At 36.6% G+C, this 22358-nt stretch carries 22 protein-coding genes and 1 tRNA gene; 13 read left to right on the top strand and 10 right to left on the bottom strand.

Going from position 1 to position 22358, the window contains the following annotated elements; genetic code table 11:
* Positions 1-255 precede the first annotated feature (255 nt).
* The 4 genes from ACK4M9_RS18900 to ACK4M9_RS18885 form a co-directional block, all read right to left on the bottom strand.
* Positions 256-1617, bottom strand: coding sequence for a sodium-dependent transporter (locus ACK4M9_RS18900; RefSeq protein ID WP_409854034.1), 1362 nt, complete (start codon positions 1615-1617; stop codon positions 256-258).
* A gap of 502 nt (positions 1618-2119) precedes the next feature.
* Positions 2120-3376 (bottom strand): hypothetical protein, encoded by a 1257-nt coding sequence (locus ACK4M9_RS18895; protein WP_409854031.1) that lies wholly within the window; start codon positions 3374-3376, stop codon positions 2120-2122.
* On the bottom strand, positions 3357-4550 hold the full coding sequence (locus ACK4M9_RS18890; RefSeq protein ID WP_409854028.1) for a DUF58 domain-containing protein: 1194 nt from the start codon (positions 4548-4550) through the stop codon (positions 3357-3359). Before ACK4M9_RS18890 ends, ACK4M9_RS18895 begins: the two co-directional genes overlap by 20 nt.
* Positions 4551-4936: 386 nt before the next feature.
* Positions 4937-5032 (bottom strand) — tRNA-Sec (locus tag ACK4M9_RS18885).
* Positions 5033-5534: 502 nt separating this feature from the next.
* Between ACK4M9_RS18885 and ACK4M9_RS18880 the strand changes: the two genes are divergently transcribed.
* The 3 genes from ACK4M9_RS18880 (at position 5535) to ACK4M9_RS18870 (ending at position 10047) form a co-directional block, all read left to right on the top strand.
* Positions 5535-6794: a hemolysin family protein gene (locus ACK4M9_RS18880; protein ID WP_409854026.1), complete on the top strand. Its 1260-nt coding sequence runs from the start codon at positions 5535-5537 to the stop codon at positions 6792-6794.
* Positions 6795-7090: 296 nt separating this feature from the next.
* Positions 7091-9013 carry a selenocysteine-specific translation elongation factor gene (gene selB, locus ACK4M9_RS18875; RefSeq protein WP_409854024.1) on the top strand — a complete coding sequence of 641 codons (1923 nt, stop codon included), beginning with the start codon at positions 7091-7093 and terminating at the stop codon, positions 9011-9013.
* Entirely contained in the window at positions 8998-10047 is a 1050-nt protein-coding gene (locus tag ACK4M9_RS18870) for a glycosyltransferase (RefSeq protein ID WP_409854022.1), read from the top strand. The genes selB and ACK4M9_RS18870 overlap by 16 nt, the downstream gene beginning before the upstream one ends.
* A gap of 126 nt (positions 10048-10173) precedes the next feature.
* Here ACK4M9_RS18870 and ACK4M9_RS18865 read toward each other — a convergent pair whose 3' ends face one another.
* The 3 genes from ACK4M9_RS18865 to selD form a co-directional block, all read right to left on the bottom strand.
* Positions 10174-10917, bottom strand: a complete 744-nt coding sequence (locus tag ACK4M9_RS18865) for a Dps family protein (protein WP_409854020.1) — start codon at positions 10915-10917, stop codon at positions 10174-10176.
* 785 nt (positions 10918-11702) lie between these two features.
* On the bottom strand, positions 11703-12575 hold the full coding sequence (locus ACK4M9_RS18860; protein WP_409854018.1) for a selenium metabolism-associated LysR family transcriptional regulator: 873 nt from the start codon (positions 12573-12575) through the stop codon (positions 11703-11705).
* A 54-nt stretch (positions 12576-12629) separates the two neighbouring features.
* Positions 12630-13679 (bottom strand): selenide, water dikinase SelD, encoded by a 1050-nt coding sequence (selD, locus tag ACK4M9_RS18855; protein ID WP_409854015.1) that lies wholly within the window; start codon positions 13677-13679, stop codon positions 12630-12632.
* A 99-nt stretch (positions 13680-13778) separates the two neighbouring features.
* Here selD and ACK4M9_RS18850 point away from each other — a divergent pair, with 99 nt between their 5' ends.
* From ACK4M9_RS18850 to selA, 3 genes are all read left to right on the top strand, one after another.
* Entirely contained in the window at positions 13779-14015 is a 237-nt protein-coding gene (locus tag ACK4M9_RS18850; protein ID WP_409854012.1) for an Rdx family protein, read from the top strand.
* Between the two features lie 118 nt (positions 14016-14133).
* Positions 14134-14283, top strand: coding sequence for a hypothetical protein (locus tag ACK4M9_RS18845; protein ID WP_409854009.1), 150 nt, complete (start codon positions 14134-14136; stop codon positions 14281-14283).
* 401 nt (positions 14284-14684) lie between these two features.
* Positions 14685-16097: an L-seryl-tRNA(Sec) selenium transferase gene (selA, locus tag ACK4M9_RS18840; RefSeq protein ID WP_409854007.1), complete on the top strand. Its 1413-nt coding sequence runs from the start codon at positions 14685-14687 to the stop codon at positions 16095-16097.
* 207 nt (positions 16098-16304) lie between these two features.
* Here the strand turns inward: selA and ACK4M9_RS18835 are convergent, their stop codons facing one another.
* Positions 16305-16442, bottom strand: a complete 138-nt coding sequence (locus ACK4M9_RS18835) for a small acid-soluble spore protein P (protein WP_409854004.1) — start codon at positions 16440-16442, stop codon at positions 16305-16307.
* 140 nt (positions 16443-16582) lie between these two features.
* Between ACK4M9_RS18835 and ACK4M9_RS18830 the strand changes: the two genes are divergently transcribed.
* Positions 16583-16840, top strand: coding sequence for a hypothetical protein (locus tag ACK4M9_RS18830; RefSeq protein ID WP_409854001.1), 258 nt, complete (start codon positions 16583-16585; stop codon positions 16838-16840).
* Positions 16841-16971: 131 nt separating this feature from the next.
* Here ACK4M9_RS18830 and sspO read toward each other — a convergent pair whose 3' ends face one another.
* On the bottom strand, positions 16972-17121 hold the full coding sequence (sspO, locus tag ACK4M9_RS18825; protein WP_409853998.1) for a small acid-soluble spore protein SspO: 150 nt from the start codon (positions 17119-17121) through the stop codon (positions 16972-16974).
* A 225-nt stretch (positions 17122-17346) separates the two neighbouring features.
* Here sspO and acnA point away from each other — a divergent pair, with 225 nt between their 5' ends.
* A complete protein-coding gene (acnA, locus tag ACK4M9_RS18820; protein WP_409853996.1) occupies positions 17347-20070 on the top strand; it encodes an aconitate hydratase AcnA in 2724 nt (907 codons plus the stop codon).
* A gap of 142 nt (positions 20071-20212) precedes the next feature.
* Here acnA and ymzB read toward each other — a convergent pair whose 3' ends face one another.
* On the bottom strand, positions 20213-20560 hold the full coding sequence (gene ymzB, locus ACK4M9_RS18815; RefSeq protein WP_409853993.1) for a protein YmzB: 348 nt from the start codon (positions 20558-20560) through the stop codon (positions 20213-20215).
* A 121-nt stretch (positions 20561-20681) separates the two neighbouring features.
* On the opposite strand from ymzB, the gene ACK4M9_RS18810 reads away from it, so the two are divergent.
* The 5 genes from ACK4M9_RS18810 (at position 20682) to sspN (ending at position 22349) form a co-directional block, all read left to right on the top strand.
* Entirely contained in the window at positions 20682-20813 is a 132-nt protein-coding gene (locus ACK4M9_RS18810) for a hypothetical protein (protein ID WP_409853991.1), read from the top strand.
* A gap of 11 nt (positions 20814-20824) precedes the next feature.
* Complete coding sequence (locus tag ACK4M9_RS18805) at positions 20825-21034, top strand: DUF1657 domain-containing protein (RefSeq protein ID WP_409853989.1); 210 nt, start codon at positions 20825-20827, stop codon at positions 21032-21034.
* A 59-nt stretch (positions 21035-21093) separates the two neighbouring features.
* Complete coding sequence (locus ACK4M9_RS18800) at positions 21094-21834, top strand: DUF421 domain-containing protein (protein WP_409853986.1); 741 nt, start codon at positions 21094-21096, stop codon at positions 21832-21834.
* Positions 21835-21904: 70 nt separating this feature from the next.
* Positions 21905-22045 carry an FbpB family small basic protein gene (locus ACK4M9_RS18795; protein ID WP_409853983.1) on the top strand — a complete coding sequence of 47 codons (141 nt, stop codon included), beginning with the start codon at positions 21905-21907 and terminating at the stop codon, positions 22043-22045.
* A 160-nt stretch (positions 22046-22205) separates the two neighbouring features.
* Entirely contained in the window at positions 22206-22349 is a 144-nt protein-coding gene (gene sspN, locus ACK4M9_RS18790; protein ID WP_409853980.1) for a small acid-soluble spore protein N, read from the top strand.
* Positions 22350-22358: the final 9 nt, after the last annotated feature.

Genomic DNA, 22358 nt, shown 5'->3' with positions numbered 1-22358 from the left:
TCCTCTTTAACGATTTTAAAGTTGGTTATTAGCAACTATCGATCGATATTTTATTGTTGAAAATTTGATGCTAATGCTTTCTCCTCCATATAATTTCCGACTTTCTAATATCCATAATACCCAAGCGTTAGACGACATTCAATTTTTGTTTAGTTTTTAGTTTATTCTCTTTAGTATGACAATTGTTGTCTGTAATCATTGTTCAGTTAATGAAAAAAAGCCCTCTTGTAAACAACAAGGGGGCTTTGAAGCTAATTAAATTACTCCAATTTTGTCTAAGAAAATAATAAAGATGAAAATTGGGATGACGTACTTAATTAAGAAACTCCAAATCTTGAAGAACGGAAAAGAGTTATTTTCTCTTTCAATTTCTTTTTTTACTTCTAATGGTTTCCAAATCCAACCTAAGAAAATACTTAACAATAAACCTGAGATTGGTAGCAAGACTTGTGCTGCAACATAATCAAAGATAACAAAGATCGTACGATCAAAGATTTGAATATGGGATAATGGGCCAAAAGATAAACTACAGAAGATCCCTAACACAGTGATGATCATAGCAGTGATCGGTGTTGCTATTTTACGTGAAATTCCAAACTTCTCTTTAACAAAAGCAACTGGCACCTCTAGTAACGAAATTGCTGAAGTTAACGCAGCCACGAACACAAAGAAAAAGAAGAAAACTGCAAAGATAGAACCAAAAGGCATATCTGTAAAAATAATCGGGAACGTAATAAATGCTAAATCAGGACCTCTACCAGGGTCAATTCCATAATGGAATACAGCAGGGAAAATAATTAAACCAGCCATTATTGCCACGAATACATCTAGGAAAACAACTCCAGCCGCATTTTTTGGGATGCTACTTTGACTATGATTATAGCTTCCATAGGTAACATATAATCCCGTTGCTAAACTTAAGCTAAAGAATGCTTGTCCGAGAGCCGCAAGAACAATGGTTGAATTAATTACAGAAAAGTCAGGATATAAGAAAAACTGTAGGCCTTCCTGTGCTCCTTCTAGGGTTAAACTTCGGAAAACTAGTACAATTAGTAAAAAGAAAAGGGTAGGCATTAAAATGTTATTCCATTTTTCAATTCCTCTTTTAACTCCACCAACTACAATAAGTGCAACAACGGTCATTAATAAAATTTGTGTGATAATTGGATAAACAGGGTGAGAAATAAATTGACTAAATGCTGCTTCGTAATCTTTGTTATAAGAGATAATTTGCCCAGTCAGAGCTAAAAGGAAATAATAAAATGCCCAGCCTGCAATAACAGAATAAAAAGCTAAAATCATAAAGTTAATGATTACACCAAGTAAACCATTTACATACCATTTTGATTTAGGAGAGATGATTTTGTAGCTATCCATAGCGTTGGCACGACCTTTACGCCCAATACTAATCTCACCAATCATTAACGGCAGCCCGATTCCAAGGACGAATAGTAAATACAATAATACGAAAGCGGCTCCACCACCTTCACCTACAACAAATGGAAACCTCCAAATATTTCCTAAACCTACTGCAGAACCAGCAGCAGCTAACATAAACCCTAGTTTAGTACCCCATTGTTCCCGGGGTTCAGTAGGGGTCATTGTGTTTTTTACCATAATTGTTCTCCTCTCAACTTTACGAGTTCACTCTACCCACTAAACTGACACACAAAAACGCTAAAACGCGTTAATCTGATAAAGTAACCCTAGTTATTTATCTTATCAGATAAATCCTAATGTGCAATATACTATTAAAAAATAATATTATTATGAATTTTTAGATTAATAAATTTAAATTCTGTAAAGAAGCAAGTGAGGAGATTATCGATTATCTCAAACAACGAGTTATACCTAACTCATAGTTTTACTTATCTGGTGGAGTAGAGGATGTATGTGTAAGAATGAAAAAAACGAAGAAATGAAAATGCTGGAGTGTTTAGAATAGCAGTATGGTGAGACCTTTGATTCGAGAAGATCATTTTGATGTCGCGAAACAATTAATACAACATATAGCTCATACTATTAATTTTAGATGGAGTCTATTAGGAGATGCTATCGTAACTAGTAAATATATTGAGCGTGAGGATACTATTTAGGGAACATCTCCAAGTTTAACTCACTATAACTTTTTTGAATTAGTATTAATTTTCTTAAGCTCTTTTATAGCTTTACGATAATGGCTTATTTCTGCTTTTGAGACTTCAACTTCACCGTATCGTACTTTATGATACGTATTTTCTATAATTTCTTTAAGATAACTATCTGCTTTTAGGGCGTGTAACCAGTCTTCGACAGTCTCATGTTTTTTTCTTCCTTTTCCCCTCTTTGCCAATGCTAGTTCAAGTCCATAGAATAATTTTCTTACTTCCTGCTTTGGCTTATTTACTTGCCATGACCACCTTTGTTTTACAAAAAGGTCAGCTTCTAACGATTCGTATTCCTCCATTTCATTATCTTCTTGACGAGGCTGAAACTTACCAGTAATCCAAAAAATCAAAAACAGCACGACAGCAATAAGGACCGTAGCCGCTATAATTAACAAAGTTGTTGTTGAGCTTTGGGTAGGAGCTACTAGGACGATTTTTTCAAAAGGACCCCTACCAATTTCTGCTAGTATAATTTCTGTACTTTCTTTAGGAGGAGGAGCTAAATTGACGAGAGAAAGTAAATAGAGCAAGCTGTATCCTAATAATGAGATAAGGGAGATAATAAGCTTAATTATAAAAAATACTAAGAAGTAGAAATACTTAAAAAGGAGGAAACTAGAAGTTGCTACCAACCAAAGTAAAGCGACTTTCCCAAATCTCCATTTTAATTGCTGTATTTTATAAGGGGAACTCCCCCCCTGATTTAAAGAGGTATTCAAAATCTTTAAAAGCATAACTAAAAAAAATTGAAGAAAAACTAAATACAAAAAGATTTCTCTTTCCTCTAATGAATAAAATACAAGGTAAAATATCATCCCTACTAAAAATGTTATAAAGAATAAGTTTAGTTCGATGGTATTCTGGTCGGATCTGTACTCTTTCCCCCACTTTTTTATATTCTCATACACTATATTAATTTCCTTATGATGATAAACTAATCGCCAAAAAAGAACAATAGAAATGAGTAGTGAAATAACTAAATCAAGGTTGAACAAAACAACACCTATTGCAGTAGTGATTGGAACTAACAGAAGACCTAATTTTGAGTTTTTATATTTTCTTATTCCAGGTTCATATATGACCATTCCTAGTATGAACATAGTTGAATAGGTTAGAATCGGTGGTGCCTGACTATACAGAAGAAAGTAAGGTAGAACTACTATGTAAAGTAGAAGTAAATCAAGGCTAATATGAAGAAGACGGGAAAGCTCAATTTGCCATGACTTCATTTTTCACACCACCTATCCTCACGAAATGTCCATTTTCTCCTTCAATATGAAGTTGATAGATGACTATATTCTTTCTCCTTTTCCAATCTGTATAAAGCCGGTACGTTTCCATATTAAAAGCCCCAAAATGTAAAACCACTGGTGAAACGCTTTTTCTAACTGTGTTGAGCATATAAGTACTTTTAATAGTAGAACTATCTTTTCTAATTCTAGCCAAGAATTCGAGTGCCTTCATTAAGTGTACCTTCCCACTTCCTAAAGGTAAATGTAGGCAAACGGCACCAGGAGTTTTAATGTTAACAAAAATTTCATATTGAATGTTGTTTATAGTAGCATATTGGCAGCAATAAGCGACGTTACTAAGAACTTGCTCTAAGTTGTCAATCCGTAGTCTTTGATCATCTTTCATATTGATAACCATAGTCCACTTAGAAACTGTCGTCTTTTCAAAAACTTTTGTTTGTAATTGCTGACTTTTTGCTGTCGCCTTCCAATTGATTTTATTAAAGGGATCACTTGAAATGTAGTCGCGAGTTCCAATCGATTGCATAATGTCTTCATGGAGCGAATTTTTTTGTTGATCACCATTTTCAGACTGAATGACTCTCTCAATGCCAAGCACTGGTTTTATTGTAGGGTAGACAATAACTTCCCCTCGATAATTGCCAAGATAACTTAGTTTAGCACTACCAAAACTTAGAAGATCATAAATAGTAAATTCTATTGACCTAACTTGGACAATTCCACGCTTTAGTGCCTTTAATCGAACCTTATGCTTCTTCCTTTTTTGAGGTAACAAAGACATACGATAATGATAGAAGGAATCATAACTATCTGCCATGTCGACTACTTTTACCGCTTTTTCTGAATCATGGAGTTCAAATCTAAAATCTCCCGAGAAAATAGGTAACTTCCCATTATTTTCAACAGGTATTAAGAGTTCCCCTTTATCTTCAGGGTACAACCTGATTATATGTTTTTCAGTAGGTACTCGAACTTTTTGAGAAAGATAGTCTAGGTATTTATTATTTAAAAGGATAAAAAAACCAATAAGTAAACAAAGGCTAAATATTATGGCTGAACCAGTAAATAAGACAAAAAAGAGTAAAATGATGATAGAACTATATAGTGAGATGTAAACTTTTGGGTGTTTAAATTGTTTATACCAGTTCAACTTTTTCCCTCCAATGGATATCTTACTAGCTTATCCTTCGATTTTTGCTTATCAAAATTTTAGCATAATTTACCAACTGTGAAAATGTTTTTTAAAATTTCAAAAAAAACGCATGATTATTTATTAATAATTCTTCTGAACTATATTTATAGACAATCATCCATCATAAATCCCTGTACCTGGATTTATGAAAGAGGGAAGTGAGAGATTAGGGCACCAGAAAGTACACACTACCCCCGATCTATATATTCACTTCAAGACGGCACTACTAAGGTATTATAATTAAAAAAATGGGCACCTCTTGGGCACCCATTTCACTAATTAATGATTTTATGTAGTTTATGTTTTCAAGTAAACAAACTCGCTGACCCCTGATATGTAAGCATTGGCGGGACTGTGTGGGAATCGAACCCACCGAAGACGGCACGCGCCTCCCTAAGGTTTTGAAGACCTCGGCAAACACCAGTTACACAACCAGTCCCGTATTTGAATAAAGTTATAAATTTACTACTTGTCTATATTACAATTATTTTAGTATAAAATCAAGTTTAATTCAGCAAAACGCTGGGGAGACTAGTTACAAGCAAAAGTTTTGTGGAAATTATATAAACGTATAATCTATAAAGAATGGTAGAAGCTATTTTGTAGGTTAACTGAAATTTTTGAGTATGTAGCTCAGTGGTTAGAGCAAACCATTACGGTTATTTCGTAGGTTCGAATCCTACCATACTCACTCAAAATGTTTGATAAGTCACTCGTAACTGAGTGGCTTTATTTGTTTATTGAAGTCTTTAGTTTCAAGGCATTTCAGAAGAACAATTTCAGCAACACACATCTCGAATTTTCCCAACGGCTGTTTGCTTATCCATACATTAGTCCAACTTTTTCTAAAATAGTGTTTTTTAAAACATAAATGAATAGCCTCTGATTGGGAAAGTTAAAGCTATAGAAAAATAGTGGTATAAGCATGGGTGGTGATGGAGTATGGAGAATTTCCCTGTTTTTATAATCATTTTACTAATTATCCTTTTATTTTTATCAGCGTTTTTCTCTTCTGCGGAGACTGCCTTTTCTAGTGTGAATCGAATTCGCTTGAAAAATTATGCTGATGAAAACCGTAAAGGTAGTAAAAATGCGTTAATGATTACAGAGCATTTTGATAAGGGCCTATCGACAATCTTAGTTGGAAATAATGTCGTTAATATTGGTGCGGCTACGATTTCGGCTAAGCTTGCAACAGATCTTTATGGTGCCGGTACTGGGATGGTTATTAATACAGTGGTCATGACGACGCTTGTGTTAATTTTTGGAGAAATTTTACCGAAGTCATACGCGAAAGAAAATGCGGAGACCTTCGCCTTAAAAATATCAGGTATATTAGTTTTCTTAATGAACTTGTTGTCTCCTGTGACAATTATTTTTATTTCTTTAAAAAAAGCCATCTCAAAAATGATAACGACGAAAGAACATATTCCTTCTGTTACGGAAGAGGAACTAAAAGTAATGATTAATATTAGTGAAGAAGAAGGAATTATTGATAAAAAAGAGCGTGAGCTTGTTCATAGTGCTCTTAATTTTGACGATATTGTTGTTGGTGAAATTTTAACACCAAGGATTGATATGGCAGCTGTCGAAGTAGATGAAGCGCACGAAAAAATATTAGAAATGTTTTTACAGGAGCGTTATTCAAGAGTCCCTGTATACCAGGAGCATATCGATAATATTATTGGCATTTTATCAGAAAGAGAATTTTTGTCTCATTTAGTTCAGAACAAAACGTTTTCAGTTAAAGATTTACTAAGAAAGCCAATGTTTGTTGTTGAATCTTTAAAAATTTCTTCATTGCTCCCAGAACTGCAGAAAAACAAAACCCATATGGCCATTGTTATAGATGAATTTGGTGGGACCGAAGGGTTGATTACGATGGAAGATATTTTAGAGGAAATTGTTGGTGAGATTTGGGATGAGCATGATGAAAAAATTAGTATTATGAATCAATTTGATGAAAACACGTTTCAGTTTTCCGCGGATTTTGCCTTAGACGATTTTTGCGAGTTAATGAATGTTCCGCTTCCTGAAAGCTCATATCATTCATTAGGCGGCTGGATTGTTGAAAAAATCGAAAAAATCCCAACGGTCGGTGAAGAGATTGAATATCATCACTTACTAATTATTGTTCATAAAATGGACGGAAGAAGGATCCGCCAGTTTATTGTAAAAAAAGGTAGCCCGATAATTGATTGATCATTTCCAAGATAGTCACGATAATTTTGTTAGGTATCTAGCGCACGCACTCACAACTCTCCCAGTTAAAATTTCTTTCATATCGCTAAGAACGAATGCATTTTTTTCTGAAAGAACGTTTACTTGGTCGAGGCTTATAGGGTGCTGTGCTTTTTTTAATTCTTTCAATTTTTTTATTGATAAATCTAAAAAATCAATGTATTCCTTGCAACACATCAACGATTAAGAGTAAAGTAGAGGAGGAATACGTTCAAATACATACATAGAAAAAGTGATAGAAAGGTTGGTATGCCAATATGGGAGACCGCTTTTATACAATTGGAATGGCAGGGCATATAGATCATGGGAAAACAACGCTAACAAAAGCGTTAACGAATATTGATACTGATCGGCTAAAAGAAGAAAAAGAACGGAATATTTCTATTGAGCTAGGGTTTGCACCACTAAAGCTTAAAAGCGATATTCAAGTATCTGTTATAGATGTACCTGGGCACGAGCGTTTTATTAGGCAAATGATTGCTGGTGTTGCTGGTATAGACTTAGTCATGCTAATTGTTAGCGCTGACGAAGGTGTGATGCCGCAAACGAAAGAGCATTTAGATATTTTATCATTATTAGGAATTAAAAAAGGGATTATTGTTGTCACGAAAATCGATCGGGTTGATGAAGAGCTTCTAGAGCTTGTTAAAGAAGATATTGCCCTGGAAGTTGAAGGAACGTTCTTGGAGAGTGCCTCTTTTGCATTTGTCGACAGCATTACAGGAACCGGCATTGATCATTTAAAAGATCTTATTGAAGAAAAGCTGAATGATGTACCAAGTCGTGATGCAAAAGGTGCTTTTCGCCTCCCGATTGACCAAGTGTTTACCGTTCACGGGCAAGGAACGGTTGTTCGTGGGACGATTTATGAAGGAGCGATTCAAGAAGGCGATATCCTTGAAATTTTACCCCAAGGCATAAAAGTTCGGGCAAGACAGCTGCAAGTTCATCATGAAAAGAAAGAAAAGGGCTACGCTGGACAGCGAACGGCGATTAATCTTGGCGGTGTCTCTAAAGATGACGTGAAACGGGGCGATGTTCTCGTTTCCACACAGCAATACTTGACAACCTCAACGATTGATGTCTCGCTACACACATTAAAAGGATTAGACCATCCGCTCAAGCAACGTGGTCATATCAAACTTCATCTTGGTACTGCAGAAGTTTATGGGAAAATTGTATACTTCGATCGGAATGAAGTAGTAGGCGATGAACCAGAAATAATTTTATGTCAATTACGCTTAGATGAACCAATTGTTACAAGACGGGGAGACCGGTTTATTTTACGAAGACCGACACCGGTAGAAACCATTGGTGGTGGCTTTGTAATTGATCCAAACGGTGAAAAATATAAGTTTGGTGAACAGACGATTGATTTACTAGAACGAAAAAAAGAGGGATCACCATTAGAACGTATCATTGATACATTAAAAGACGAAAAGTTTTTAACGATTAGTCAAATACAAAAGCAAGTCGATTTATCAGAAGAGGTCGTATCTACTACGATGAAAGAATTGCTAGAGAAAAACGATGTCATTCAAGCTGACCAAGGGTTTGTTTTAACGGCTGTATACGAAGAGATTGTCGAGCTGATTAGTCGTGACCTTGCAGAATTTCATGAAGAAAATTCGTTAAGAGAAGGAAAGAGTAAGGCGGAAGTGCTGCACTCTTTAAAACAAAATTATCCTGTTAAACTTTTAGAGTTTACCCTCGAAAAAGGCGAACAAGATGAACAAATCAGTAAACGTGGGCAATTTATCGCTTTAGCAAAATTTGTTCCTCATTATCCAAAAAAATGGGCAAAACGAATGGAACAGGTTGTTAATGAAATAGAAACACAAGGAATGCAAGTTGAGGCATGGGAGTATGTCGTCGGTCGAGCCCAATTACCACCACAGTTCCAAGAGGATTTAAAGCATTATTTAGTCCGTACAAATAAAGTGATCGCCCTTGATGAAAAACATTTTGTTTCGACAGGTCATTTAAAAGAAGCGATTAAAAAGTTAAGAGAAAAAACGAGTGATGAATTTGAACTTCAAGATGCAAAAGAAGTGTTGCAGTTATCAAGAAAATATTTGGTTCCATTTATGGAACTACTAGACCGTTTGAAACTAACTGTTCGAGCTGAGACGAAACGCCAGTGGAAAAAGCCGGAGTATGACAAATGGCTTCAAGAATAACCGAAGACCTAACAGGTATTTCTCTCGCATTTTTAACACCGTATTACCATCAAGGGCGTGGTAATGCGACAACAGCAAGGCGAATTGTTGATGGGCTTGGTCAGATGAACATTAAGGCAAATGTAGTTGCTTATGATGAACAGACATTTTCGCAACTAATAAACAAAATCGAACAAAGTGATTTTCTTCATGTCCTTCATTTTCGGAGGTTTGCTGAGTGGTTAGAAGCAAATAATTATCATATTCAAAAACCGTACATCATAACTTCTGGGGGAACAGATGTAAACATCGATATTTTTAAAAGTGAATACAAAGAGAAAATTGGTTACGTATTAAACAAGGCAGCTGCCATTACCGTGTTTAGTGAGGATGCAAAGCAAAAACTAGCAGATGAATATAGTATGACTGATAAGGTTCATATCATCGAACAAAGCGTCTGGTTTCCTGATGAAGCTTCAGATGAGAACTCAACATTACCCCTTACCGTTGACGATGTAGGTCCAAACATATTGTTACCGGCAGGTTTACGAGCGGTAAAGGATGTTTTGTTTGTCTTGCCGGCATTAGTGGAACTTAAAAGACAATTGAGCGGTTTAACGTTTACGATATTAGGTGCACCTCTAGAGGGTTCGGTAGTAGAAGCTGTCCGCGAAGTCGAAAAGAGTTACCCATGGATTAATTATCTAGAAGAAGTCCCGCTTCGGGTTATGAAGGATATTTATCGGCAAAGTGATTTAGTCATTAACACTTCAATATCAGAAGGGCAGTCATCCGCATTACTAGAGGCGATGTTCTTAGAGAAACCGGTGATAGCGCGAAATAATGGTGGAAATCGCAGTGTTATTACCCATGGTGAAAATGGGCTATTGTTTGATCATCCAAACGAGTTTTATGAGCAGGTCGTAAGCTTATTTAGCAATGATCATTTAAGAAAAAAGATGTCTATAAACGGTCAAAAATATGTTTTTGACAAACATTCATTAAAGGATGAAATGGCTCGATATCTTAGTTTGTACAAGCAATTAGTTAAATAATAGAGGCTGTCCCTTAAGTTTCAGCGCATCTCGAATGATACAATAGTTAGAGTGTATGTATGTACATGCGCGATCTATTGTAAACGAGGTGACTGAGACTTTGCTAATGGGCAGCCTCTTTTACTGTTATTGGATTTTCGGATTAATTGGGCGCGTTTTTGAGATATCATCTTTCCCGTCAAAGAAGTGGCTCATGCCTCTAACTAAAGAGTCATCCTCTAACACACTCCAGAGGTGGTAGCCTAAATCTTCACGCTTTAGTAGCACATCTTCTAAAACTTGAACAGTCCCGAAATCCTTCAGTTGGTGGGCACGTTCAATTGTTTTTCGCATCATTAGCTGTATTTTTAATTCATGCTCTAGGTCATTGCGTAAAAAGTCCCTCATTGTATAGCGACCTTCAACTTCGTGCTTGATATAAGAAATTTCATGTTGTGTCACAGGATGCGCCGTTGGAACTACGCCTAATCTTGCTACTCGCTCACCAACTTTATCGATGTGATCTTGTGTAACATCAATATGTTCATCTAATAAATGATGTAAACTAATGAACGATTCTGCGCCTTCTGTTAACCAATGATGCTTTGTATACTGATGTAACGCAACATTTAAAGCACATAAATGTTCGTCTAGCATCAGCCCCATCTCTAAACGGACATCAGCTGGTAAGCTGATCCCTGATCCCTCAGATCGAACGGTTCTAGGCTCCTGTCGTAAAATCATGTGTTGTGGATGGTTTGTCGTATGCCCAGGCATAGTTGCATCAAATCCCGATTTTGATAACTTAAATCCATCTTGAAATTCATTTACGTTTTGTTGAACCATTTTAAAGTCTTCGTTCATAATCTCTGAATTATTTTCATTTTGCATAGTAGCACCTCTATTTTTATTAGCTTTTTTCTTGCCGTGCTTAATTTCTCCAACTAGAGCAAAAATATGTAACAGCCTGTACGAGAACGATGGAGGAGCATAATGTAAGAGTCTAGAGGAAGCCAGTAAACTTCGTATTGATGATTTATAGGTTGTTATTCACTTGGGGGGACCAGATATTAGGATTCGTGTTTTCAAATGAAAGTGAAGTGGCAAGGTTTTCCAGATATTAGAATAAGTTATCTTCGAAAGCTAGAAAAGAGGACAGATATTACCATAAATTAGAATTTACTGTCCACAAAAGCTAGTAAAGAGGACTGGATTTACCAGAAATTAGGATTTCCTGTCCGTAAAAGCTAGTAAAAAGGACTGGATTTACCAGAAATTAGGATTTACTGTCCACGAAAGCTAGTAAAGAGGACTAAATTTACCAGAAATTAGGATTTGCTGTCCTCAAAAGCTAGTAAAGGGGACTGGATTTACCAGAAATTAGGGTTTGCTGTCCTCAAAAGCTAGTAAAGAGGACTGGATTTACCAGAAATTAGGATTTACTGTCCACGAAAGCTAGTAAAGAGGACTGGATTTACCAGAAATTAGGATTTACTGTCCACGAAAGCTAGTAAAGAGGACTGAAATTACCAGAAATTAGGATTCGCTGTCCGCAAAAGCTAGTAAAGAGGACAGATTTTACCATATATTAGAATTCGCTGTCTTCAAAAGCTAGTAAAGAGGACAGTGGTTACCAAATACTAGGTTTCACTGTCCAAATTATTAGCTGTTTGACCTTAGTCTGGATTGTCGGCATTAGTTAAAGCAACTAAGGAGACCATGGCCGGGTGGATGCTTTTGGATGATAAATAGGTTAAGTAAAAGTTCCGCTCATTAGGTAGATTTTTTATTACTTTTATGCGATTTTGCTTCATCGCTTGAGTGGCTGCGATGCTTGAGACTACAGAATATCCAAGATCTGCCTCAACCATACTAATCACAGCTTCGGTTGATTTAACTTTCGCAATACAGCGTAACTCATGTGTTGAAATTCCAAATGGCTTAAGGCTCTTTTCAACCCCTTGCCAAGTCCCGGATTTTTCACTACGAAAAATAAAGGGTAAATCTTTGATCGTCGATAAATCGGTGATCTCGTCACTATTTTTAGGGCCGATTAATATAAAATGGTCTTTTTTAACGATATGACTTATCATCTCAGCACCTATCGGATCACTACCAACAAAGCCAACATCAATCGAACCTTCTTTTAATAGAACAGGAATTTCTCCTGACTCATGAATCGTTAGTTGAATATCAACCCCTGGATGTACATTTAAAAATTTACGTAATAACCCAGGTACAATATACGTTCCGGGAACTGAGCTTGCACCGATCCGCAGGACACCAGTGAGTTCGCCTTGAAGACGTCGGCATTCTTCGACGAGAACATCCCAGTCGTAAAGGAATTTCTTCCCTTTTTGATACACGACTTTTCCGGCTTCGGTGGGTTCCACTGTTTCTCTATGTAACAAATTGATCCCTAACTCCAATTCAAGAGTTTTAATTTGTTTACTAACAGCAGGTTGACTTAGGTTCAAAAGGTTAGCGACTGTTGAAAAGCTTTTGTAATCAAGTACCATCATAAATGTTTTAATTCTTTTTAAGTTCATAGGATCCACCTTCAATTAGAAATGAGGAACAAGTGAGCTTGTTCCTCGAGCTTTTTAGCGACTAATGTACAATGACTTTTCCTGCTTAGCTACTACATTTCCAATAACTCTAGCGTCGGCAATGCCTAAGTTATGTAAGTCATCTACATAACGAAGTGCCTCATCTTCAGGTAATGAAACGAGAAGACCGCCGGATGTAATTGCGTCGCATAGTATCCATTGCTCAAATTCCTTTAAATCCTCATCATACTCGACATCATTAGCTAACCAACGATGATTTGCTTTTGAGCCACCAGGAACAATTCCTTCCTCTGCTAAGGCTATTGTGCCAGCTAATATAGGAACTTTGTTGTACTGTAGGTTAAACGTAACATCGCTACCTTTGGCCATTTCAAATGCATGTCCTAATAAACCGAACCCAGTGATATCAGTTACTGAATTTGGATGAAGGTTTTCGAGGGCGAAGCTTGCTTTATCATTTAAAGCGGCCATTGTTTCCATGACTTTACGTAGTTGTTCCAAAGGGAGTTTGTCTCGCTTAATTGCTGTTGTCTGAATTCCTACTCCAATTGGTTTTGTTAGAATAAGTACGTCTCCAGCTTTGGCACCAACATTTTTAAAGACACGGTTAGGGTGAATGATCCCAGTAACGGATAACCCGAATTTTGGTTCTTGGTCATCAATGGAGTGTCCACCAATAACGACGGCTCCTGCTTCTTGAACTTTATCTGAAGCACCACATAGAATTTGCGCTAAAATATCTGGGCCCAATTTTTTGATCGGATAGCCGACAATATTTAAAACGGTTTTTGGAGTTCCCCCCATTGCATATACATCACTTAAAGAATTTGCCGCAGCAATTTGTCCAAACATATATGGGTCATCAACAATTGGCGTGAAGAAATCGACTGTTTGAATAATCGCGATATCATCAGTTAATTGATAAACACCCGCATCATCTGATGTTTCATGTCCAACTAGAACATTTGGATCATAGCTTCGCTTTGGTAATTGGCACAAAACTTGTGCAAGGTCCTCTGGACCAATTTTACAACCTCAACCGCCTTTATTTGTTAATGTCGTTAATTTAATTAAATTTTCCATTCTCGTTTGCACCTCCTATAGAGTATTATAAGCATTTTCTTTGATTGTTGACAAATATTATCATAGAATGAGAAAAACGAATAAAGTGAGGTTATATGTATGAGTTATCAAATTGAAGTTCAATTTTGTATGCAGTGAAACTTTGCCCCTAAAGCTGCGAGTTTCGCAGAAGAAATGTTCAATCATTTTCGATCTGAAATCACAAAATTAGAGCTTGTCGCTAGTTCAGGTGGAGCTTTTGAAGTAATAATAAATGGTACGAAGGTCTACTCTAAGCTTGAAACGGGATCATTTCCGGATACTGAGGAAATTATTGAAAAGATGGAAGCGCTATAAGCACTCATTATGAGTGCTTTTTTAATACAGGTTAAATTTGTAAAATAATGTATCCTATCCCTCGTTCTTTCTTGTATAATATTAGTAGACAAGCAATTAATTTAGGGGAGGAAAACAAATGAAGAATAAGCTTACAAAAGGTTTTGGAATCGGATTAGGAATTGGATTGACTCTTTATTTATCTGGTCTTTATTTAGAATATAGGGAGAGAGCAGTGCAGCTAAAAGAAAGAGAATCGTTTGGCAAAGGCAATAATCTTAACCATTAAAAGTGTGTCGAATGGACCGCTTCTAATCAGCAATTAAATTAAAAAGGTGATCGGGCTAACCGATCACCTTTTTCCATCTACTTGATTAACGCTTCTGGGGTCTTATCGATCTGTTTTTTTCGGAGACACCTCATTTCGATGTTCTAGGTTAGAACAATGCGTAAAAGGCTATGCTGTGCAAAGCGTATCACCCCTTGAGGTTAGAAAAGCAAATCTTTATTACCCAATAAATCAATTTTAGATGGGAGAAACAGTTGCGCTGTTCCTCAATGATATTTTGTGTAAAAGTGAAAAAAATATTTCTGGAAATTTCTGTTTTTGTTTTTTTAGAGAAGTTAGTGTTTTGATTCGATTTTAGGTATAATTATTCACTATAAGATTATATAAATGGGGAGTGTCCAATGAAGCAATTTCTACGGGAGATACCAGCGATACATATCTTGAAAGCTGATCAACGTTTTGTAGATTTCTGTAAAAACTATAACATCAATGAAAATGAGATGACGGATCTCGTTCAGCTTGAGATCGACCAACTTCGAGAAGAGCTGTTAAATGGGGAGTTTAAAGTAGCAACAGTTCCGAATAAAGAGCTATTTACGGTATTAGTTTTTCAACGATTAAATGATAAATTGGAAACGTATGAACCGTTCTATTTAAGAAGAGTAATTAATGGAACAGGAACCATCCTCCATACGAACCTTGGCAGAGCGAAGTTAAGTAATCTCGCTATGGAACTAGTCGTGCAAACAGCCCAAAATTATTCAAACTTGGAATATCGGATTGAGGAAGGAAACCGCGGCTCGAGACATGACATTATCGATGAAGTCATTCAACGGATCACAGGTGCCGAAGCGGCGATGGTTGTAAACAATAATGCCGCAGCAGTTTATTTGATTTTACGGGCATTAGCCAAGGATAAGGAGGTTATTGTCTCCCGTGGCCAATTAGTTGAAATTGGCGGCTCGTTTCGAGTGTCATCAATCATGGAGGAGAGCGGGGCTAAACTCGTTGAAATAGGAACGACGAACAAAACACACTTGTATGATTATGAAAACGCAATTAACGAAGAGACTGCGATGGTATTAAAAGTCCATACGAGTAATTTTAAAACTGTCGGTTTTACGGCTTCGGTTGATTCAGAGCAGTTAGTCGCGTTGGCGAAACAACATGGTGACGTCATTTTTTATGAGGATTTAGGAAGTGGAGCTCTATATGATTTTAGACAGCACGGGATTGGTAATGAGCCTGTTGTTTCAAAAGTATTAGAAGTGGGCGTTGATCTTGTTTCTTTTAGTGGAGACAAGCTGTTAGGTGGCCCCCAAGTAGGAATTATTGCAGGGAAAAAGGAACTCATTCAAAAACTGAAAAAGCATCAATTGGCGCGTGTTCTGCGAGTCGACAAGATGACATTAGCGGCTCTTGAAGGAACATTAAAAGCGTACGAAAACGAAACAGCGACGAAGGATATTCCTACAGTTAGAGACATTTTAGCTTCGAAACAAGAAGTTGAGCAAAAAGCTGAAAAGTTTATAAACATGCTAAATGAGCATTGTTCAAGTTATTCATGCCAATTACTTGACGAGGTATCACAAATTGGTGGTGGGACAATGCCGACAGAGGAGATTGCCACAAAAGCAGTCGCAATTGTTTCAGCTCACCTATCTGCAACTGTCTTAGCTGACAAGTTGAGGTTAAACAAACCTGCAATTATTTCAAGAATGAAAGCTGACCAAGTAATCTTAGATTTTCGGACGATAACTGCTGAAGAAATAGATATTATTGTTGCTGCATTAGAAAAAATTGAAGTGAAATGATGAACATTAAAAACAGCAGACAACGAGTTTTAACCTTCATCACAATTTCTGGTCACAGTTAAAAATAAATAAGAAGAGGCTTCCGCATAAGTACCAGCTTACCTTTATGTGATATTACAAATAGAAATGTAAGTGAAAAATCTATTTGTAGTTACAAGGTAACTAATACTTTTCGATTGGAGGAGCCTCTAATATTGACGTTAATTTTTAGCTTTCACCGTCAGTTTGACCTACATGATTATGTTTTTTTACCTTTTTTGAACCACTTAAAGGTTCTGGTTGCCCTGGATTATGACCTTTTGGCGAATTTTTACGTTGATCTTTATAAGTGTTTTTTTCAGTCATAGTAATTCCTCCTCATAAGTAATGCAAGCGTTCTTAGTATTTTAACCGCTGCCAAAATCTATTCATCGTTACTGTGAATAGATTTTGGTCTACTTATAAAAACTAACAATGCACTACAGTAAACAAAGGGGGAGTTTGTTTTGCCATATATTAAAAACAAACAGCAAGCATTTCAGGCAGCCCAGCAGGCATTTGTTCAAGCAGAAGAAGCTACAAGCAGTTTACAACCAGCTGATGAAGACTTTGGTCATCATTTAAAACAAGCCGAGCGCGAAATAAGGGAAGCAGAACAAGTTATTCAAAAGGCGCTTCGTAATGCTTCAGAGCATCAAAGAACTGAGTTGCAAAAGTTTGAGTCTGAACTAGAGGAAATGAAGGGTAATTTAAGTCAGTACTAAAAGAGAGTGATTGGTTGTCCCCATAAGTGTCAGTGCACCTCGCTGTGCTACTAAATATAAATTGTTCAATCTATATTTAGTAGACGAGGTGACTGATACTTTTTCTTTGAGGCAGCTTTTTTTAATTGTTTCTATTGACGTTTTTTTGTTTTTTTGTTGTTTTGTTTTTGGGCTTCAGTTAGAGGTTCGTTTGAGAATTCGGAATTAAAACCTGCTCCAATCCCTTGAGCGCTAGCATCATTCATACCAGGGCGTACGTGATTTGCTTTTCGTTTGGCCATAAGTTTCACCTCCATTTCGCTATCATATATCTTTTCTAAAATAATGTTTTATTATGTTTATAAAGTCTCGATGTAAGATTCCAATATGTGTGAAGTCTAATTCGAACCACAATTGATAAAAATTTGCTATACTTAAAAAGAAGATTTTTTGAACTTTTTTCGAATAAACTATTTAGAGAATTGCGAAAATGTGGTATAAGATAAAGTAGAAGGAGGGTTTTACATATGACAAAGGAAAAAAATCTTTATAATGCACGTTCATCGTTCCAAGTAAATGGAAAAGAGTATAACTATTACAAGTTACAAGCTATTGAAGAGGCTGGTGTTGGTAACGTTACCAAACTACCATACTCTATCAAAATTCTACTCGAATCTGTTTTACGTCAATTTGATGGTTCAGTAATTAAAGAAGAGCATGTGGAGAATTTAGCAAAATGGGGAACAAACGAAGTTAAAGATATTGATGTGCCTTTTAAGCCTTCTCGTGTAATTTTACAAGACTTTACAGGTGTACCAGCTGTCGTAGATTTAGCATCTCTTCGTAAAGCGATGGCTGACTTAGGTGGAGACCCAAATAAGATTAACCCGGCTATTCCAGTTGATCTTGTTGTCGACCACTCTGTACAGGTAGATGAGTTTGGGTCAAGTGATTCATTAGACAAAAACATGGATCTAGAATTTGCTAGAAATGAAGAGCGCTATAAGTTCTTAAGCTGGGCGCAAACATCATTCGATAATTATCGTGCCGTACCTCCTGCAACTGGAATTGTTCACCAAGTTAACTTAGAATATTTAGCGAGTGTTGTTCAAACTGTTGAAAAAAATGGTGTCTTAGAAGCATTCCCAGATTCTTTAGTCGGAACAGACTCTCATACAACAATGATTAACGGTCTTGGTATTCTTGGCTGGGGTGTTGGTGGAATTGAGGCGGAAGCAGGAATGCTTCAGCAACCTTCATATTTCCCGGTACCAGAAGTGATCGGTGTCAAATTATTAGGTTCACTTCCTAATGGCACAACTGCTACTGATTTAGCATTAAAGGTAACTCAAGTATTACGTGAGAAAAAGGTTGTTGGGAAATTCGTTGAATTCTTCGGACCAGGACTTTCAGAAATGCCTTTAGCAGATCGTGCAACAGTTTCTAATATGGCACCTGAGTATGGTGCAACATGTGGTTTCTTCCCAGTTGACGATGAAGCCCTTAATTACCTACGTCTTTCAGGTAGATCAGAAGAGCAAATTGCAATTGTAGAAGCATATTGCAAAGCAAACAGCTTATTCTATACTCCTGATAGTGAAGATCCAATTTTTACTGATGTAGTCGAAATTAATTTATCAGATATCGAACCTAATCTTTCAGGACCAAAACGTCCTCAAGACTTAATTCCATTGTCAGCCATGAAGACAGAGTGGAATAAGGCGTTAAAAGCTCCTGTTGGTAGCAGTGGTTTTGGTCTTTCTGATGAAGAGATCGCAAAAGAAGTCACTGTAAAGCATCCAAATGGAGAGACATCAACATTTGGTACAGGTTCAGTGATGATTGCAGCGATTACTAGCTGTACGAATACATCAAATCCTTTTGTAATGCTTGGTGCAGGTTTACTTGCGAAAAAAGCTGTAGAAAAAGGACTAAAAGTTCCTGCTTATGTAAAAACAAGCTTAGCACCTGGATCAAAAGTTGTTACAGGTTACTTAAATGAAGCAGGCTTAACTACTTATCTTGATCAGTTAGGCTTCAATACAGTTGGTTATGGCTGTACAACATGTATCGGAAACTCTGGTCCGCTTCCTCAAGAAATTGAGAAAGCAATTGCTGAAAATGACTTAACAGTTACTTCAGTCCTGAGTGGAAACCGTAACTTTGAAGGGAGAATTCATGCATTAGTAAAAGCGAACTACCTAGCATCACCACCTCTAGTAGTTGCTTATGCATTAGCAGGTAATGTAAACTTTGACCTTCAAAACGATTCGTTTGGTAAAGACAAAGATGGTAATGATGTCTTCTTTAAGGACATTTGGCCAACAACAGAAGAAGTAAAAGCAGCAATGGCACAAGCGGTTAAGCCTGAGCTATTTAAGAAAGAATACGAGCGTGTCTTTGAAGAAAACCAACGTTGGAACGACCTTAAGACCACTGAAGAGAATCTTTATAGCTTTGATCCGGATTCAACATATATTCAAAACCCGCCATTCTTTGAAAACTTGTCTCCTGAGCCTGAAGAAGTTAAGGAGCTTTCAGGATTAAATGTTATTGCTAAGTTCGGTGACTCAATCACAACTGACCACATATCTCCTGCTGGTTCAATTGGCAAAGATACACCGGCTGGAAAATATTTAATTTCTAAAGGAATTGCCCCATCAGACTTTAACTCATATGGTTCACGACGTGGAAACCATGAAGTGATGATGAGAGGAACATTTGCAAACATTCGAATTAAAAACCAAATTGCTCTTGGTACAGAAGGCGGATATACGACTTACTGGCCAACAGGCGAAGTAATGGCGATTTACGATGCTTGTATGAAATATAAAGAAGAAGGTACCGGTTTAATCGTTCTTGCTGGAAAAGACTACGGAATGGGTAGTTCACGTGACTGGGCAGCCAAAGGAACAAACCTTCTTGGTATTAAAACAGTTATCGCTGAGAGCTTCGAAAGAATTCACCGCAGCAACTTAGTGTTAATGGGAGTATTACCACTTCAATTTAAAGATGGAGAGAGCCCAGAGACATTAGGTTTAACTGGTAAAGAAGTATTTAATGTTCAAATTACAAATGAAATTAAACCAAGAGATTTAGTAACAGTTGTTGCTTTAAACAAAGAAACAGGCGAAGAAAAGAAATTCGAAGTCGTTGCTCGTTTTGATAGTGAAGTAGAAATCGATTACTATCGTCATGGTGGTATTTTACAAATGGTACTTCGTGCAAAATTAGCTGAAGAAAAAGCATAAGAGCCTTACTCTACTAACAAAAGAGGCTGGACAAAAGTGTCTGACAACACGCGGATCGTACTAAATATAGACGTACAGATTTTTCATACGTCTATATTCGGTGCCTTGCGGGTCTGATACTTTGATATGTCCAGCCTCTTTTTTATTTTTTTAAAACGTACGTTGCCCGGTCCGTTTTTATTGTTAGAAATTCGCTTGAGGCTTCAATAGATTGAAGTTCGTGTATTGGTAGCTCATAGCTATCCAATGGTAGTTTTGCTGACTTCCCATCTTTTTGATAAACGGTACCATTACCTTGTAACTGAATGGTAAAGGGATCGACATAATCATCTTCATCTTCTACTTGTCGAACAATTTCAACCCCGTTTAGATCGAGTTTATTTATATCGAAATCATCCCTTTCTTTTTTTTCTATGGTAATTTCGGAACCTACCCAGTCATTTAGTTCATTTAATAAAAATTCGATTGATTTATTAGTCATTTCACTCATCGTTATCCTCCTTAACGTTTCTCGTTCATATGATTTACCCTTGATAGCCTTTAAATGCATGTAAATAATTTATTAATGAATTGAAATACTAAAGGGGAGTCTTGCAAAAGGGGGGGAAGACATGGGCAGACAAAAAAAAGGCAATGCAAACGCACAGCGTAATAACAATAAAAAGAAGATGGGAAAAAGTAATCACGCCTCAGAGCTAGCTACTTTTTCTGAAGTAGAAGCAGAAAAAATGAAGAATGACTAGGAGTGGAACTTTTGACGATTCAAACCCAAATGCAACAATCGATTGCTTCAGCACAAAGTGTGGAAGCAAGCTTAATGCAATTTTCCTTAGAAACGGAAAACCCACAAATGAAACAATTGTATAGCCAACTTGCTGAACAACAACGAGGAATTGTTACGCAATTAGAAGGTCGTTATCAACAGATCCTTCAGGAAGAACCACAATTTAATCAAAATCCGTAATGAAAATAAGAACTATGACTCAATGAGTCATAGTTTTCTATAGTAAGGACTGATATAAAATGTTTGAGTTTTGGACAGGTGCCGATAACTTACAAATTTATAACTTTGTTATTAGAGCATTTATTGTTTATACATATGTATTTATTATTATAAAAGTATTAGGGCAACGGTCAATGGTTGCTATTAATCCGATCGATTTTCTATTTGCTGTCATTATTGGTGACGTAGTTGGTGAACCATTAGCCGATGGAAGTATTGATCTCAGTGGTCCGCTAGCAGCTGCAGCTGTCATTGCAGGATTACATTTAGCTTTATCTTATATTGCGTTAAAGACACCGCGCTTTCGGCGTGTGATTGAGGATGAGCCAATTATCATTATTGAAAAGGGGAAAATTTTACATAAGGAACTGACGAAAGCCAAAATAACGGTAGAATCGTTATTGATGGATATGCGTTTACAAGATGCTTCGGATTTAAATGAAGTAGACTATGCTGTCTTGGAATCTAACGGTCAAATTAGTGTGATTAAGAAAAGTCAATATCAATCACTAACTCCAAATGACATGTTAAAACAAATGCCACCTAAGGGTTATCCGACTGTCCTCATTCAAGATGGAAAAATTGTTGAACCTAATTTGAAAAAAGTTGGCACAAAAGGATGGTTAGAGGAACAGCTACAAAAAAACGGCATTCGTCATCATTCCGACTGTTTCCTTATGACAATGGATGAAGCTGGTCAAATCTATGTTAGTGAAATGAATCATCGCGAAGAGAACATAAAAAAGGAAATTTTCAAATAATTATGTTTAAATAAAAGCCCATTAGTTCATACTGGTAGTAAAAACATCTTGTGAGGGGCTGATCAGTAAAATGCGAAAAATGAAAAAATTATCATTTGATGATTTAGTAAATCAAAATAAAAAAGAACTTTTAAGCGATGAAGAAGCTATGGAAAAAATAGAAGAACGTCTCGATAAGAAACATTTTGAGCGATTAAAGGAAAGTTGGTAAAGCGAAGGGCTTTACCAACTTTTTTTTGACAGAGTGCTTGTCGAAGCACAGCAGCCGCTCTTCGCCTTTCTTGTATCCAGATGTTTCATATCAGCGCAACAACTTCATAACATACACAAGACTAATATTGTAAATATTAAGGTTATGGAAGGGGGAGTGAATGATGGCTAAATCAAAACATGCATTTGATAAATTTCGACCAAATCATTATGGAACGCAACAAAGAGCAACTGATAAAAACAATGCAAAAAAGATGGGGACAAAAGGGAACGAGGAGCCTGATTATGTTCCACCAAAAGGTTAATATACTTAA

The sequence above is a fragment of the Anaerobacillus sp. genome (genome assembly GCF_046314235.1).
Taxonomy (GTDB): Bacteria; Bacillota; Bacilli; order Bacillales; family Anaerobacillaceae; genus Anaerobacillus.
The sequence above is the reverse complement of the archived record's forward strand: the minus strand, read 5'-3'. Positions and strand labels throughout refer to the sequence as shown.